Consider the following 16,217-nt stretch of genomic DNA (forward strand, 5'->3'; position numbering starts at 1 on the left):
TTTTAACCTTTAAAATAAATATAAACTCCTAATCCAACAATTAAAACAACAGCTAGTATTATATAAATCATCGTAAGTCGTTTAATATTTCCTTTTGTCGCTTTACTATAATTCGCATCACCATTTCGCCCAATTAACACCGTTCCAATTACAGTAATAACTACAAGTAATATAACGATCATTATCCCAGTTAACATTTCGTCCTCCCCCTCCTTACATCCATTTTACGATATTTCCCTTTTTATTTTACAGAATATTTAACCTTTTTTACTATTATTATGAAATAAATCGCAAAACTATTATTACTATGAATTTCCATATGTGATATATTTATAACATATAGTGATTTATCCCGCATTAACTGGCAGTAAGACTCCCACCTCAAAATTCGGCTGGAGCAAAGAAGTTAGGTGGGAGCCCTGCTGCCCGTAAACGCCCGATTGGTGAAGGCTAATAATCAGTGGGGGATGAACACCCCCCACTGATTAAAGTTTCACTTTATTTCTAACATCGGAAGGAGAATCTATCATGAAAACGACTTGGATAAAATATTTAGGATTTCTCGGTTTTTTTGGGTTTCTCGGATTTTTTTATGAAAAAGGATTATTTACTATGTTTTGTTTCTTCTCCTTTTTCACGACGTATAGAAAAGTTCAACACGATGAACTATTTGAACAAATCGTCAATAAATCTTGCCGCAACGCCTTTATCATTACGTTATTAACTACCGCTATCATTATCTTTATTGAAATGTTATTTCCGAATCCTACACTACAAGAGATTGATATTGCTCTTATTTTCAGTACACTCATTCTTACATTCGGATTCTCTACCTTCTTTTACGATAAACCAGTTGATGAAATGGAAGATGCACCATGGCGTTCGTAACGAAGATAAAAGAATACCGCGCCAAAGTGCATATGACGCAGGAAGATTTAGCGAAAAGCGTTGGTGTACGTCGTGAAACGATTAGCCACCTTGAAAAAGGAAAGTATAACCCTTCTTTACAGCTTGCTCATGATATAGCGCGAGCACTTCATAGTACGATTGATGAGGTTTTTATTTTTGAGGATTAATAAAGGGCACCAAGTTTAATATATAATACTGAATCTAAAGTAATTAAATATATACTAGACGACGCATGTTGTTTAACAATGTAGTTTTAAGGTGTATCAACACTTTGCTTGATACACCTATTTTTTATGGTTTTTATCACTGCATTCATCAAAGCGACCAGTATGTTGCAACGAAAATACCGTACTTTTTCCAGAACAACATAAAAAATACCAGTATTCTTTCCATGAAGAATACCGGTACTTCTCATTTATCCCACTATTTACGGGCAATAAGACCCCCACTGATTAAAGTTTCACTTTATCACCCATACAAAACCGCATGAAATACACCTAACAGTAAGTATTGATCCTCTATATAATCCTCATCATATACATCCATCTCGATACAATACATATCTTCCTCAAGACGAATATTCCAATCTGCGATTACATAGCCGTTTCGTAATAATTTTCCAAGCCCAATTGAAGTTTTGTGAACAACATATTCTTCTGTCTTATATGTAAAAGTAAATAAGAAATTTGCATCTAATAACTTTCCGTCACATACAAGTATTTCATGCTCTGCATCATTATTATCGATGTACGTTACTAAAATCCTTCTTTGACGCTGCCTACTTACATCCTTTGCAATGACGCGAATATTGTTCTTACTATCCTTTATTTCATAAATGATATTACTACCGACTTTCGGAATGAAGTCTAGCACTTTCATCAACGTATTTTTATAATAGCCCCGTACTGCGCCTACTCCTTCGCTTCCATTGTAAACCTCTATCGAAGTCGTATCCGCTTTACTATCACACAGTCGTTTATAAGAAAGCTGCATCATTCGCTCTCCTCTTAAGTACTGATCAAACGTCACAGGATATCCTATCGCGCGCAGTTCCTTATTTAGCTCATATAAATAGCGTTGAACGCTCTCTACTAATGTTGTAGTTGATATACGCTCTTGAAGTTCAAATTGCTGCCAACTGGAAAAAACTCTCCACTGATCTTCCTCTTCATATACGAATCCGAGAATTACTTCCTCACGGTCACTCGTTTCATAATTCAATTGTTCTTTCTGTCCATGTTGCACTTGTTCCATCCACTGTCCTAAATAAATGCCAAGCTCTGCAACCTTCATGCATGACTTCTGAAAAAATACGCTGTCACTCACGCGAATCGTTAAATCCCCTTCAATAAAGCCATTTGCATAAGCGGCATACCGTGGCTCATCCTTCTGCGGGATAGCCTTGTCTAACTCAAATAAAAACATTAACATCCTTCACTCACCTCTAGTTGTTACACAGCTCATACATGACATCGCATCACTCTGAGAAACTATGTATATATAAACATTTAATTATCGCATTATAAAACGTGAATGACCTTAGTATAGTAGCGCTATTTTTGCTTCGCGAACTCCCTCATAATAGAATAACTATCCTTTTATTATTTTTTTCTTGACTTAGAGTTCACTCTAATTATTATAATCAACTCATAGTTCATTCACAATAAAATCAATTGGATAAAATTCAGGAGGGATCGGAAAAGCTAAAATCAAAAGTGGCTGATATTAACGCAGACCTGAATGTTGTCATTCGAACCTTTGATTTATCTGTTAATACAATTGTACATTAAGGTACTAATTAAATAAAAACCTACGATTTCCTGTACGTTAAGAAGTCAGTGATTCTTGCCTTATTTTACTTTCTCTTAATAGTCGTAAAGCTTCTATAATTTATTTAGTACATATAAAAAAGACGGAATCATAAAATCAGCAAATTAGAAAATAAAACAGGATGGGAGTCAGTTATTATGGAGCAATCAAATAAAGCGTTTAGCCAGGCATTAGTAAAATCGTTAAGAGGGGAACGAGGACATCTTCCCATCAAGAATGCTTTGTCGGATATAGACGTGGCGCTTGCGGGAAAACGCAGAGAGGAACTGCCTTATTCTATTTATCAATTAGTGAAACACATGACCTATTGGCAAGATTTTCTCTTATTATCCGCTCAGGGGAAGAAGCCTGCATTGCCTGCCCATGTAAAAGAGAGCTGGCCTGAAGAAGAATGCCCTGGCAGTGAGGAAGAGTGGCAACAGATTATTCAGTATTTTCTTCAAGGGATTGAACAGGCATGCACGATCGCCCAAACTGTTCAATTGGACAAAACATTGGAGGAATGGCCTGATGAAACCCCTGGCGGTGTTCTACGGAATATTGCATCTCATAACTCCTACCATTTAGGAGAAATTGTGCTGATTCGCAGATTATTTAGTGCTTGGCCACCGCCAACAGGCGGATATCCGGTCTAAACAAGGAAAGGGTTCCACCTCATGCCCATTAACTTAAGATTTTGAATTACACCCAAAACGAAATTTTTACCACTTTACAGTTATTTATGAGAATTAAATTCATTTTTTTCATTACTGGGGAACAAACATTTTTTAAACTTGATGGAGATAGGGTATAAAAATACAAATTTCATCTCCGAAAAAAATAAAAAAACGATTGCTTGGATCCTAAGAGGCAATCGTTTTTTTAGCTGTTTGTAATGACCAATTACAAACAGCTAAATATATTATTTAGTGTTATTTCTGTTTTCTTTCAGTAAAATTATTTTGACTTGGTACCATCTTTTTTTGTTCCATATCATAGTATATGAACGATTTTTCAAATATATCTACCGTAACTTAATATATATCAACTAATCGAAAAATCTTAACTCTATTAAAATGAAGCTACCTTTTCTTCCGCCACTTCCGCAATTTCTAAAATTTGTAGCAGGTTCTCCACTTCATAGGTCGGCTTAACACTTGTCTTGTTTTCTTTCAGACTCGGATTATACCAACACGTATCAATACCGTAATCTTCTCCACCTTTCATATCAGAAGTTAGCGAGTCTCCAACCATTAGTACACTTGATTTATCAGTAATCCCAAGCTTTTCAAACGCATAATCAAAAATCTCACGCGCTGGTTTTTGATGGCCGACTTCTTCAGAAATAATAATATGATCAAAGAAGTTACATAAAGGCGAATTTCCAATTCTAGATTGTTGCACTTTTGTATATCCATTCGTAATGATACCTAACTTGCAATCTTGAAGATTCTCACATAATTGCACTGCACCATCTATAAGATGTACTTCTTTTCCTAAGTTTTCAAGGTATACATCACTAAAATGCTGCGCGTCTACTTCTAGAGTATGAAGAGCAAATAATTGTCTAAATCGATCTACCGCTAATTCACTTAGCGTAATCATTTTATTCTCTAAATCTCTCCATAATCCATTACTAATCTCTTTATAACTTGCAAGATAATCATTATACCCTGTAGGCATGCCAAATTGTACAAATGCGTTATGTAATGCGTTTCTTTCTGTTTCAGGGAAATCTAATAATGTATCGTCTACGTCGAATAGTATTACTTTGTATTTCATGATGTTCGCCTCAATTCCTATATTCTCATAGCTTAATTATAGCAACAATAATAAAAGGAGGCTAATCCAATCAGCCTCCCTCCTCATTATTTATCACGCATTAACGGGCAGTCCGATTGGTGAAGGCTAATAATCAGTGGGGATGCCCCCTCACTGATTAAAGTTTCACTTTATCTTCTAGCAATAACACTTTCATTTCCTCTAACGATTCTTTCGTAAAGCCAAGAGCTTTTTCAGCGTATGCTTCCACTGATCCGTATTGCTTTTGGATTTCATTCATTGCAGCTTGTAAATATTCAGCACGAGCTTCAAACATCGCACCTAATATTGCTCTACTTTCATCGTTTTGTAATTTTGCGCCTAAAAATGCCATCATTTTTTCGTTTAACTTCTCACGGAAACCGTTACTTAATAAATAGTCTTGCATTACCGTTTCTTCTGATACACCTAATAGAAGTAATAATAATGCGGAACCAAATCCAGTACGGTCTTTTCCAGCTGTACAGTGGTTTACTAACGGTAAGTTTTCCGGGTTTTGCGCTAGGTTTAAGAAGCTCACGAATGCTTCATTACCACTTACGAAATCTTGATTCATTTTCACAAGATACTCGCCTGGTTTCCCTAACATAGAAAGGTCACCAACTTGGAAAAATTCATTTATATTTAAATCTTTCGCTAAGTCTTGCATAACTGGTAAGCATACTTGGCGAGCGCCTGTAATATCTGGATTTGGCTTATGTTTCACTTCAAAATCTGTACGGTAATCACAAATTAACTTTAAGCCCGACTTCTGTAAATACTCGATATCCCATTCTGTTAATCCTGCTAATTCTTCAGAACGATACAATTTACCCCATTTTACTTTACGGCCTTCAGTCGTTTCATATCCTCCCATATCACGGAAGTTAAACGCACCTTGCAATGGTAATCTACGCTCAGCTACTGTGACTGCTTGTCCATTACTTCCTACTAACCTAAAATATGGACGCTCATTTTCACTCGGGTTTTCAATTGTACATGCTGAATCCCCACTTACTGTTACAAGTAATTCTCCATTTTCCTCAATATGATCTGGTGAAGTACTCCAATAAATACGAACTTCTTCTATATTATTTTCCCACTTTATATGTAACGTATTATCTTCATTTCGTTCTACAGTTTCTTGTAGCCAATTTCTTTGCTGCTTCATACTTTCACCAACGCTTTCTTTATATAGTCTAATCCTTCTCTATTGTATTATAGGAAAGCATACTTTGTCGTTTCGATTTTTCTTTTTATCTTACAAACATGCAAAAAGTTCTTTTACTTGTTCAAAATTTGCACACGGATTCCCGCTAAATGAGTTCAAGAGAGTACCCCTAAAACTTCCTCACATATCGCTCAGTAGAACTCAGCAACTGACATCCATTCTTTTCAAAAACATCCTTCATCCACTCATTTTGTACATTTGTCTCGCCAATATAATAAGATGCGCCTATTTCTTTTAAGACAAACATTGCCCCTGTAAAGAACGCTGCTTCATACCCTTTCTTTCGCATATTTGGAGCAACTGCGAAATACATTAGTTTCCCTTCTTCTAACGTACCTCTTTCAATATGCGGGATTACAATTCCTATCGGCTCTTCATCGATACTCGCTGTTAAACAATGTTCCTTCCATTGTTCACCAATTTCTTGTAGCATCATATGTACAAATTGATCGTAATTAACTTGTTCTCCCGTCACTTCATTCCACAGTGAATAAAAAGCGGCTTCGCCTATCTCTTCAATAAGCTTAAAATCAATTTCACTTTCTAGATCTTCTACTTCATATATATCCTTAAATACAATCATGTTTTCAGTAACATATTCAAATGAATACGTTTCGAAGCATTTTTTATACACATCATAATTTGGGCTTTTTGAAGAAATCTCAAAATGTAAGTTTTCTATTCCCTCTTTTTCAGCCTCAGCAACGCAATATTGCATCATTTCCTTTAATTGCTCTTCTGTAAAATGCTCTGCATCATTTTCTTTTATCATTATAGAAGAAGTATTTCTTCTTATTTTAAAATGTTTTTCTAACTGTTCTATAGTCATCATATACTTCCCTCATCTATGTCATACTCGAATTTCTACTCGTTCTCCTTGCATGAGCAGGATTGTCCTTGAATATATAGAATACTAGAAAACATTGCATCTTTAAAGTGCGGAGGAGGTTCTCCATTGAATATTACAGCGCTGCAACAACAGTTAGAGCTTATACAACAAAATGACTATACGCAACTGCAACATATAGATATTAATGAGTTAACGCTCAATATGCTTCAGTATATCGGAACAACTGATAGTTACGTTCGTTACCAACTTATATATAAATGTTTTGCACATTTCATTCATCATGAATTCCTTATGGATGATCAACTGAAATTACTTCTACAAACTTGTTTAAGTGATGAGTATTTATATTGTGACATTTACTCCCCACTTACAGATGGGGTTTTCACACGTTCTTACACTGTTTCGTTACTTGCGTTAATACTACAATTCGCTAACTCGCACTATTTTTTTACAGAGGAGGATATCGAAGAAATAAAAAACAAACTCATTACATACACAAACTTAGAAATGGATTTTCGAGGCTATATTGAAAATAAAGGATGGGCTCATTGTCTTGCCCACGTATCTGATGCCTTTACTGAAATTGTTCACAATTCCTATACGACTTTTGAGTGGTACGAGGAATTAATTCATTGTTTATTAAATAAAATTTTTATCCCATCGGATCTTTTTCATAATAATGAAGATGAACGCATTGTTACACCGTTACTATCTATGCTATATCATGACTTTCCGCAAGATGAGTTAATTTCAATTATTTATAAAAAAATAAAAAAGGCTTCCTCAAATTAGAAAACGCCTTTCTCTTAATGAGTATTGTATTTTGTGCGCAAACATTAAAATCTTTTTACGCACATTATTTTTTAGAACAAAAGATGATCATAACTTAGCATTTACAGCACGTAAAACAGAAAAAATGTTAAAAGAACTGCCTAATTATTATTAAATATAAGGAGAAGAATTATGGGCTATATTGAAGACATGAGAAATCTAGTAGGAAATCATCCACTCATTTTAATCGGATCACACGCCATTATATTAAATGAGAAAAATGAAATATTATTGCAGCTCCGTACAGATTTTAACCGCTGGGGTATTATTGGTGGCGCCTTAGAATATAACGAAACGTTAGAAGACGCTTTACAACGAGAAGTATATGAAGAAACTGGACTTATCATTAAAAATCCAGAACTATTCCGTACATACTCAGGACCTGATTTCTTTCAAATCTATCCAAACGGTGATCAAGTACATGGTGTACTCGTTGTTTATATTTGCCGTGAATTTCAAGGTGAGCTTGTATGCGATCAAACGGAATCGAAAGAACTGCGCTTCTTTTCACTTGATGAATTACCTATTACTCTTCATCCAGTTATTGAACGTATTATTAGGGAGTTTCAGCACTCCAATTAAAAAACATTACATATTGTATATAGAAATAAAACAACCTCATTTCCCGTCATGATAACGGGAAATGAGGTTGTTATCGTTCAGCATAAATCCCTATTCCCCCAAAAATAACCAAATGATATTAACGTTCACTTTCTACAGCTGTATATCCCCTTACAAATAAGAGTGTTATATAAGAAGTAATGAATGAAAAAATAGTATACATGCCCACCCAAAAGAAAAATGATGGATCATACAATGTAACATTTAACATAAGAAAAATAAGAAATATTACCATTGGCATCACATAAAATGCACCTAATTTATATGTCCCAGCTATTGAAAAAATACAAATAAGCAATGGATATATACAGAAAATAAAAATGAATTCACTCACTGTTATGTCCCCCTTTCTGAAGAAATAATAGGTTTCTCGTAAACATTTTGGGGAACAACAAAGTTTTATTTTTTATCAGTTATTAATAAATATAATGTTAGATTGTTATCTCAATCTGGTTTCCTTCAGGATCACTTACTACACTTTCATAGTAACCATCCCCTGTAGTACGTGGGCCGTTTAACACAGGGTATCCTGCTTCTCTTAATGTATTAGTTAATTCATTCACTTTTTCTTTACTACCTACAGAAAAAGCAATATGCGCATATCCTATTGTTTGTGTTTGTGTATTATCGTCTATCCCTACTTGCCTCATAAGTTCTAGACGTGCTCCACCTTCAAAAGTTATAAAATAAGATTCAAACTGCTTTTTCGGATTGTGATATAAGCTATTTTCTTCACCACCGAAGTACTGTTTATAGAAATCACGCATTCCTTCTAAATCATTCACCCAAATTGCTACATGTTCAATTTTCATAATCGACACCTTTTCTTTTACAGTATTCAACCAACATTTTGATATTTAATTTTCTTTACTTGTTCTTGTTATCATAAGATCAAGTCCAAGACTTTTTAGTCCATATAAATAATCTTCTTTCCAATCGCTCACTGTTATTTGAGGTATATGTTCTACCGGAATGTACTGCGGACAAGTTTTTACAATTTGATCTATTACAAATTGGTTCACTTCATCATCACAGAAGATAAAGGTATGAGGGTTAATAATAGCTATACATGTAGCTATTAAACGGGTAATAGCATCTATATTATATTTCTCTGGATTATTTGCATCGTTAACTTCGTCTCCACTTCTTAAAGCTTGTAAGAAATTTTTATTATCGTACTGCGGAACGAAAGATACCTCTCCTGAGAAAAAGGTGCTTCCTCGTACTACATCTCCATTTATCATAATCCCTGCCCCTGGGCCATTTTGACCTGAATACAAATACACAAGAGATGAATTGTCGTTATTTCCAGTGCTTTTATAATAACCAAGCACTGCTGCATTCATATCGTTTTCTATTACTACAGGTATTGAAAACAGATCCTCCAAGTGACTTTTTAAATTAAAGTTTTGGAACTTTTCATAACCAGGAATATAGAAAATACGACCATTATCAACCGAACCAGGCACACCAATTGATATAGAGCTGATTTTCGGAAATGTAGCTATAAGACTTTCTATATGTTCTGTTAATAAATGTACGCCCGTATCCATCAATACACTTGAAGTACTTCCTTGTTCTTTTACTTCCCCTAAACAGTTGAAAATTGTATAGTTTGTCTCATTTTTTTCTAAAAATATCGCTAAACCTAACATATATTCCGGATTATACGCATATCGTTTCGCTCTTCTTCCGCCACTTGAATCATCTAAACCGACTAAAGTGACTTCACCATCTTGTTTCATATTTTCTATAAATTTACTTATCGTTGGAAAACTAATTTCTAATGTATTACTAAGCTCAACTTTCGTCGCACTTCCTTGCTCTAGAAGAGCTGTACGAATGCCGCGAAGGATCGTCTCTTTAATCGATTTTTGAGTAACAAATTGTTCACTCAAATCGCTCACCACCTTATTCAACATACTTATTAAACTCTTTTAATAAGTTGCGTTGACAATATATCATACATCATTTTCTAAAGCAATAGAGATGATATATTTAGGATGCATGCAATTGTTATTTAGCTCGCTGTATTCTCTCTCGTAACAGATGATACAATTCCAGACAAAAGAACAAATAATAAAACCGCTAGCAAGGCATTGCGTATTCCGAATGCTTCTCCAAGTATCCCTAAAAATGGTGGTCCGACTAAAAAGGCTGTATAACCAATGATAGAAACTGCCGCAACATTAGAAGTCGCATTTTCACGGTCATCTCCAGCAGCTGACAGACCAATTGGGAACCCTAGCGCTGCACCAATCCCCCACAGTACTACACCAAATGCTAAAAAATACGAATTACTCCCAAATATTACGATTGAAATTCCTATGACCGCCATTATAATAGTAGCACGTACGACAGCGACACGACCGAATCGATCAAGGAAATAGCTGCTACACATACGAGTTAACGTCATTGTTAATACAAAAATTGTGTACATAATAGAACCTGCCACTATACTTTGCTCGTGTCCATCTACCATCACGATAGGTAGCCAATCATTTGCACTACCTTCTGCAAATGCCATTCCGAGTACAAAAAGACCAATTAAAAGCACCTTTTTTTCCATACGTAAGGTCGTATGCTTCTCTCTCCTTTTGTTCCCCGATTTCTCCTTCTTTCCTGTTCCATGCGGAAGAAAACGATACAACATACATACAAGTAATACAAACACGACCGAAATCGTAAGAAACTGATACAGAATTGGGATGTGAAGCGACGCTGCGGCAGTACCACTGAGCGCGCCTACTAAAGTTCCTACACTAAAAAAGCCATGGAATTTCGGAAGAAGAGTTGTTCCTAATTTCTGCTCAATGGAAGAACCTTCTACATTCAATGCGACTTCCGCCAATCCGTAGCCTACTCCAAATACTAGTAAGCTACTAAAAGCCCCCATACTAGAAACAAAATAAATATTTATACCTAAACAAATCAATCCAACAATCATAAAAAACATACTGCCTATAATAACGTCTCTAGCTCCCTTACAGTCAATGAAGCGGCTTGCACTCAGTAAACCAATTATTGAACCGACAGATAGTCCGAATAAAATCCAGCCCATTTCTGCATTTGACACTGCTAACATATCTCGAGTAGCTGCTGTTCTTGAAATCCATGTAGCAAACGCGACACCTGGCAAAGCAAATAAGAGAAAAAGAGCATTTCGAGAGGCACGTAATGTCTTTGTATGATTGTCCGCACTATATTTCTCCATATGAAACACCTTTCACATTGTCTATACGATAATTTACGAACTAGTGAAAACGCCCTTTATTCGTCTATCGTTTTAATAACTTTAGCTGGATTACCACCAACTACTACATTATGAGGTACATCTTTTGTCACAACTGCCCCTGAGGCAATTACAGCATTATCACCAATTGAAATACCAGGGTTAATAATAGCGCCCCCGCCAACCCAAACATTGTTACCTATCTTTACCGGCTTTCCATATTCTTTGCCAGAGTTCCGCTCTACCGGATGCAACGGATGCGTAGCAGTATAAATGTGAACACCAGGTGCAAACATACAATTATCACCAATTCGCACCTCACAAACATCCAAAATCACACAATTAAAATTTGCGAAAAAGCTCTTTCCAACATGGATATTGTAGCCGTAATCACAACGAAAATCAGGATTAATGTGAGATTTCCCGTCAGCTGAAGAACCTAAAATCTGATTTAACAACGTAAAATGTTGTTCATCTCCTGTCTCTATCGCCTCGTTATAAAGGCGTGTTAAACGTTTTGCCTCCACCCTATCAGCCACTAATTCTTCGTCATCCGCAATATACATTTCTCCCGCTAACATCTTTTCTTTCTCTGTTTTCATCCAATCATCTCCTCGTTATAGAATGAATTACACTTATTAAACAACTTTAATAAGTGACTTTAATTATACTTATTAAACATATTTAATAAGTATCCCTATATTAGCATATTTTTTAATATATGCAACCAAAATGTTATTTCCTCCATCAGATTAACTTGAATTAAAATTTTTTCTTTTAGATTACTAGGTGGTACAATTTCTGTTCCTATTTGAAATAACAACATTTTTAATTCGAGAATTGTGACCATTTCTATCCCTCCCTCAATCTATATTGGTAACAAATTTAAATTTCGTTCGATTTTTTTATAAAAAAATAAGGGAACGCTTAACGTCCCCTCTCAAATCCAATTCGTTTTTTAATTTCTGCTAAATTTACCTTTGCGATTTCTCTTGCCCGCTCGGCACCTTTTTCTAACGCCTCATATAATAAATTCGGCTTATTCATATACATCTCATATTTCTCACGAGGTCCAGCTAATTCGCGGTCTACAACGCGGAATAGCTCTTTTTTCACATCGCCCCATCCGATTCCAGTCTCATACTTTTCACGCATCGACTGCATTTCATCTTCTGCCGCAAATTCTTTATATATCATAAATAATGTTTCTAGTTCTTTCGGTTCATTTGGAAGTGAAGAATCGGTTTTGATTTTAAATATTAACTTTCGTAGCTTTTCTTGCTCTGCAAATAACGGGATCACATTTCCGTAACTTTTACTCATTTTTCTTCCATCAAGACCAGGTAATATTGCACCTTCTTCTTGTATGACATACTCCGGAAGTGTAAATGTCGTGCCGAATGTATGATTAAAATACGTCGCAATATCACGCGCAATTTCAATATGCTGAATTTGGTCTTTTCCAACTGGTACATGAGTAGCTTGAAATAGTAATATGTCAGCTGCCATTAAAATCGGATACGTATATAATCCCATATTCACACCTGCATCAATTTCTAATCCCGCTTCTTTATTTTGCTCTACCTTCGCCTTATACGCATGGGCACGGTTCATAAGCCCTTTCGGAGTTAGACAAGCTAATATCCAAGCTAATTCTAGAATTTCCGGCACTTCCGTTTGTCGATAAAAAATAACATCTTCGCTAAGTCCAAGTGATAACCAAGTAGCAGCTACCTCTTTCGTATAACTACTGAACTTCTCTGGATCATGCACTGCATTTAACGCATGATAATCAGCTATAAAGTACAATGCTTTTCCTTCTTTGTTTTTTGACATTTGTAATGCAGGTTTAATCGCACCAATATAATTTCCTAAATGCGGATAACCTGTCGGCTTAATTCCTGTTAACATAATTTTCTCGCTCATCCTAACTCCTCCTTTCTCAAAATAAAAAGAGCCCCTCATCCTAAAAAAAGGACGAGAGACTCCCGCGGTACCACCTTAATTAGCTATATTATAGCTCACTTCAACTTCTTAACGTGAAGTAACCGTCTTCGCCTACTCATTTCAGCTAGAAGCTCCAGAGCCCATTCCATATTCATCACTTACTGATTCCCACCAAATATCAGCTCTCTGAAAAGTTTTGAATATGTACTCTTCTCTTTCATTGCTTTTTAGTTATTTTTTACAGTTTATCACATTTACCTTTCAAATAAACCTAAATTTTCCGTTTTATATAGCAGGAATTTCCACCTTAATTGTCTAATAGTATATAGGTTTGCAGAAATACTCGAAACAACTTTGGAGGTTTTTTCATGGTAAAATATATATCCATTTTAGGTTCAACAGGATCCATTGGCACATCTGCATTAGATGTCGTTTCCGCTCATCCTGAACATTTTAAAATCGTCGGTTTAACCGCGAATTATAATATCGATCTTCTCGAAAAACAAATCGAATCGTTTCAGCCTCGTATTGTAAGCGTAGTGACAAAAGAATTAGCGGATACATTACGTTCTCGTATTTCAACAAATACAAAAATTACATATGGAACTGATGGTTTACTTGAAGTATCTACCCATCCTGATACAAATCTTGTATTAAGTTCAGTTGTCGGTGTTTCAGGTTTACTCCCAACAATTGAAGCATTAAAGGCGAAGAAAGATATCGCTATCGCTAACAAAGAAACTTTAGTTGCAGCTGGACATATCGTCACCGAACTAGCGAAACAAAACGGATGCCGCCTAATTCCAGTTGATAGTGAACATTCAGCCATTTTCCAATGTTTAAATGGGGAAAATAATAAGGAAATCGAAAAATTAATTGTTACAGCTTCTGGCGGCGCTTTTCGTGATAAAACACGTGAAGAAATGAAAATATTACAAGCGAAGGATGCTTTAAAACACCCAAACTGGTTAATGGGCGCAAAACTAACGATAGATTCTGCCACGTTAATGAATAAAGGGTTTGAAGTGATGGAAGCTAAGTGGCTATTCGATATTCCTTATGAAAAAATTGATGTTATGATTCATAAAGAAAGTATCATTCACTCTTTAGTGGAATTTATTGATGGATCAGTCATGGCACAGCTCGGTGCTCCTGATATGAGAATGCCGATTCAATATGCGTTTCACTACCCTACTCGACTACCTTCATCCTATGAAAAATTAAATTTATTAGAAATTGGTAGTTTGCATTTTGAAAAACCAAATTTAGAGAAGTTCCCCTGTCTACAATATGCATTTGAATGTGGAAAAATTGGCGGTACAACTCCGGCCGTATTAAATGCAGCGAACGAAATTGCAAATGCACTATTTCTTAAAAATGAAATTGCATTTTTCGATATCGAAAAAACAATTTACAATACAGTTGAAGCTCATCATAACGTAAAAGATCCTTCACTCGATGATATATTAGAAGCTGATCAATGGGCACGCCAATACGCAAATCAATTATTAATAAAAAAGAGCTAAAATGAAGTGACCCCTAAAAGTTAGACACGGTTATTTCATTAGGCTACTTGATCCAAATGAGTCCGGTATTGTACCGGGCTCATTTTTAATTTTGCCTTAATCCGTTTCTTATTATAATAATCTATATATTTTTCTAATTCTATTTTAAAATGCTCTATGCATTCAAATTCTTTTATATAGAGGAACTCCGACTTCATAATCCCAAAGAAATTCTCTATTACTGCGTTGTCGTAACAGTTTCCTTTTCGAGACATACTCTGTACGATAGCTCTTGATTCAAGTGTACGGACGTACTGTCTCATTTGATAATGCCATCCTTGATCCGAATGCATCAGTAGCTGGTGGTTTTCAGGTAAACGTTCTAATGCTTTCTCTAACATCTCTGAAACAAGTGAATACGCCGGTCTAGAACCAATTGTATAGGTAATAATCTCACCATTATACAAGTCTAATACAGGTGATACATACAGTTTTTCTCTAAATAATTTAAACTCTGTGATGTCTGTTACCCATTTTTGATTCGGTGCATCTGCATAAAAATTACGCTCTAAAATATTGGGTGCAATTTTACCGACTTTCCCTTTATAGGATTTATATTTCTTCATACGCACAACACACTTTAATCCAAGCTCTTTCATAATACGTTGCACCTTTTTGTGATTCACTTTCTGACCACGATTCGCTAACTCATCACGAATGCGACGGTAGCCATAACGACCTTCATTCTCCTCATAAATCACTTTAATCTCAGCTTTCAAATCGGCATCTACATCTGGGCGATTCATTTTCTTTACTAAATCATAATACGTGCTTCGTGGAATAGTAGCTAACTCCACGAGTGCCTTCACCGAATATTTATGCCTTAATTCATAGACTACTTGCGCTTTGTCTTGTTTAGTGACTTTTCCTTGTTTTGAACTAAGGCATTCAACTTTTTTAAGTACTCATTTTCCATTTCAAGCTGTTTAATACGTGCTTCAAGTGCTTCGACTGACCCTTCAGCTAAAGCTTGTTTTACTTGTTTATTTGACTCTTTTTTCATAGATGGACGCCCCTTTTTTTTAGATTGAAGGGCATCAATTCCTTGTGTTTCGAGTTGTTTTTTCCAAACAGAAATCGTTGAAGGGGCAGGAATGTTAAAGATAGCTGCCGTCTCAAATAAGGACATACCGTTTTCAATCATAAAGTTTAGTACGTCTAGTTTAAATTGTTGTGTGTAATTTGTACATCGTTTTAGAAAAGCTTCCACACCATTCTGCTTATATTGGTTTACCCAATTCAGAATGATTGTGCCACTTATACCGATCGCTCTACCCATTTCTCGATAACTTTCATTTCCGTTCAAATAACGTAGAACGATTTGTATTTTTTCATCAGCTGTAAATTTAGCCATAGAAAAACTGCACCTCCAATTGTTAGACTGTGTCTAACAATTGGGGTGCAGTTCAAAACAGATAAAAC

Annotated in this window: 18 protein-coding genes, 1 pseudogene and 1 other annotated feature; of the genes and pseudogenes, 6 read left to right on the forward strand and 13 right to left on the reverse strand. The window is 35.5% G+C overall.

What is annotated here, in order from left to right:
* Positions 1–2: 2 nt before the first annotated feature.
* Entirely contained in the window at positions 3–197 is a 195-nt protein-coding gene (locus JFU23_RS04175; RefSeq protein WP_002142517.1) for a hypothetical protein, read from the reverse strand.
* Positions 198–528: 331 nt separating this feature from the next.
* On the opposite strand from JFU23_RS04175, the gene JFU23_RS04180 reads away from it, so the two are divergent.
* Both JFU23_RS04180 and JFU23_RS04185 read left to right on the forward strand, forming a co-directional pair.
* A complete protein-coding gene (locus JFU23_RS04180) occupies positions 529–888 on the forward strand; it encodes a DUF3796 domain-containing protein (protein ID WP_002128288.1) in 360 nt (119 codons plus the stop codon).
* Positions 876–1,076 carry a helix-turn-helix transcriptional regulator gene (locus JFU23_RS04185; RefSeq protein ID WP_113734368.1) on the forward strand — a complete coding sequence of 67 codons (201 nt, stop codon included), beginning with the start codon at positions 876–878 and terminating at the stop codon, positions 1,074–1,076. The genes JFU23_RS04180 and JFU23_RS04185 overlap by 13 nt, the downstream gene beginning before the upstream one ends.
* A gap of 301 nt (positions 1,077–1,377) precedes the next feature.
* Here the strand turns inward: JFU23_RS04185 and JFU23_RS04190 are convergent, their stop codons facing one another.
* Positions 1,378–2,340, reverse strand: a complete 963-nt coding sequence (locus tag JFU23_RS04190; RefSeq protein WP_201031451.1) for a tubby C-terminal domain-like protein — start codon at positions 2,338–2,340, stop codon at positions 1,378–1,380.
* Between the two features lie 536 nt (positions 2,341–2,876).
* Here JFU23_RS04190 and JFU23_RS04195 point away from each other — a divergent pair.
* A complete protein-coding gene (locus JFU23_RS04195; RefSeq protein ID WP_002142520.1) occupies positions 2,877–3,374 on the forward strand; it encodes a DinB family protein in 498 nt (165 codons plus the stop codon).
* A gap of 415 nt (positions 3,375–3,789) precedes the next feature.
* Here JFU23_RS04195 and JFU23_RS04200 read toward each other — a convergent pair whose 3' ends face one another.
* From JFU23_RS04200 to JFU23_RS04210, 3 genes are all read right to left on the reverse strand, one after another.
* The gene (locus JFU23_RS04200; protein WP_201031452.1) at positions 3,790–4,500 is read right to left on the reverse strand and encodes a YjjG family noncanonical pyrimidine nucleotidase; all 711 of its coding nucleotides are present in this window, start codon (positions 4,498–4,500) and stop codon (positions 3,790–3,792) included.
* A gap of 157 nt (positions 4,501–4,657) precedes the next feature.
* Complete coding sequence (locus JFU23_RS04205; RefSeq protein WP_201031453.1) at positions 4,658–5,689, reverse strand: tyrosine-protein phosphatase; 1,032 nt, start codon at positions 5,687–5,689, stop codon at positions 4,658–4,660.
* A 169-nt stretch (positions 5,690–5,858) separates the two neighbouring features.
* Positions 5,859–6,581 (reverse strand): GNAT family N-acetyltransferase, encoded by a 723-nt coding sequence (locus JFU23_RS04210; protein WP_201031454.1) that lies wholly within the window; start codon positions 6,579–6,581, stop codon positions 5,859–5,861.
* A gap of 123 nt (positions 6,582–6,704) precedes the next feature.
* On the opposite strand from JFU23_RS04210, the pseudogene JFU23_RS04215 reads away from it, so the two are divergent.
* Together JFU23_RS04215 and JFU23_RS04220 are read left to right on the forward strand one after the other, a co-directional pair.
* Positions 6,705–7,545, forward strand: a pseudogene (locus tag JFU23_RS04215) (DUF2785 domain-containing protein).
* 17 nt (positions 7,546–7,562) lie between these two features.
* Complete coding sequence (locus JFU23_RS04220) at positions 7,563–8,012, forward strand: NUDIX hydrolase (protein WP_201031455.1); 450 nt, start codon at positions 7,563–7,565, stop codon at positions 8,010–8,012.
* Between the two features lie 118 nt (positions 8,013–8,130).
* Here JFU23_RS04220 and JFU23_RS04225 read toward each other — a convergent pair whose 3' ends face one another.
* The 7 genes from JFU23_RS04225 to JFU23_RS04255 all read right to left on the reverse strand — a co-directional run bounded on the left by JFU23_RS04225 (position 8,131) and on the right by JFU23_RS04255 (position 13,209).
* Positions 8,131–8,385, reverse strand: coding sequence for a YbeF family protein (locus tag JFU23_RS04225; RefSeq protein WP_001288566.1), 255 nt, complete (start codon positions 8,383–8,385; stop codon positions 8,131–8,133).
* 97 nt (positions 8,386–8,482) lie between these two features.
* Positions 8,483–8,863, reverse strand: coding sequence for a VOC family protein (locus JFU23_RS04230; RefSeq protein ID WP_085311943.1), 381 nt, complete (start codon positions 8,861–8,863; stop codon positions 8,483–8,485).
* 45 nt (positions 8,864–8,908) lie between these two features.
* Entirely contained in the window at positions 8,909–9,949 is a 1,041-nt protein-coding gene (locus tag JFU23_RS04235) for an ROK family transcriptional regulator (RefSeq protein WP_201031456.1), read from the reverse strand.
* A gap of 122 nt (positions 9,950–10,071) precedes the next feature.
* Entirely contained in the window at positions 10,072–11,265 is a 1,194-nt protein-coding gene (locus tag JFU23_RS04240) for an MFS transporter (protein WP_201031457.1), read from the reverse strand.
* A gap of 56 nt (positions 11,266–11,321) precedes the next feature.
* The gene (locus JFU23_RS04245) at positions 11,322–11,885 is read right to left on the reverse strand and encodes a maltose O-acetyltransferase (protein WP_085311946.1); all 564 of its coding nucleotides are present in this window, start codon (positions 11,883–11,885) and stop codon (positions 11,322–11,324) included.
* A 95-nt stretch (positions 11,886–11,980) separates the two neighbouring features.
* Positions 11,981–12,133: a hypothetical protein gene (locus JFU23_RS04250; protein ID WP_201031458.1), complete on the reverse strand. Its 153-nt coding sequence runs from the start codon at positions 12,131–12,133 to the stop codon at positions 11,981–11,983.
* A 77-nt stretch (positions 12,134–12,210) separates the two neighbouring features.
* On the reverse strand, positions 12,211–13,209 hold the full coding sequence (locus tag JFU23_RS04255; protein WP_242483486.1) for a tryptophan--tRNA ligase: 999 nt from the start codon (positions 13,207–13,209) through the stop codon (positions 12,211–12,213).
* Positions 13,210–13,253: 44 nt separating this feature from the next.
* Positions 13,254–13,460: a binding site (T-box leader), on the reverse strand.
* A 138-nt stretch (positions 13,461–13,598) separates the two neighbouring features.
* Here JFU23_RS04255 and JFU23_RS04260 point away from each other — a divergent pair.
* Positions 13,599–14,756, forward strand: coding sequence for a 1-deoxy-D-xylulose-5-phosphate reductoisomerase (locus tag JFU23_RS04260; RefSeq protein WP_201031460.1), 1,158 nt, complete (start codon positions 13,599–13,601; stop codon positions 14,754–14,756).
* A gap of 38 nt (positions 14,757–14,794) precedes the next feature.
* On the opposite strand, the gene JFU23_RS04265 is transcribed toward JFU23_RS04260, so the two are convergent.
* Positions 14,795–16,149, reverse strand: a protein-coding gene (locus JFU23_RS04265) for an IS3 family transposase (protein ID WP_201031461.1) whose coding sequence is annotated in 2 segments (ribosomal slippage) — positions 14,795–15,696 and positions 15,696–16,149 — 1,356 coding nt in all. Because the reading frame shifts where the segments join, the coding sequence is not laid out codon by codon here.
* Positions 16,150–16,217: the final 68 nt, after the last annotated feature.

The organism is Bacillus sp. TH50 (genome assembly GCF_016650565.1).
Classification (GTDB): domain Bacteria; phylum Bacillota; class Bacilli; order Bacillales; family Bacillaceae_G; genus Bacillus_A; species Bacillus_A mycoides.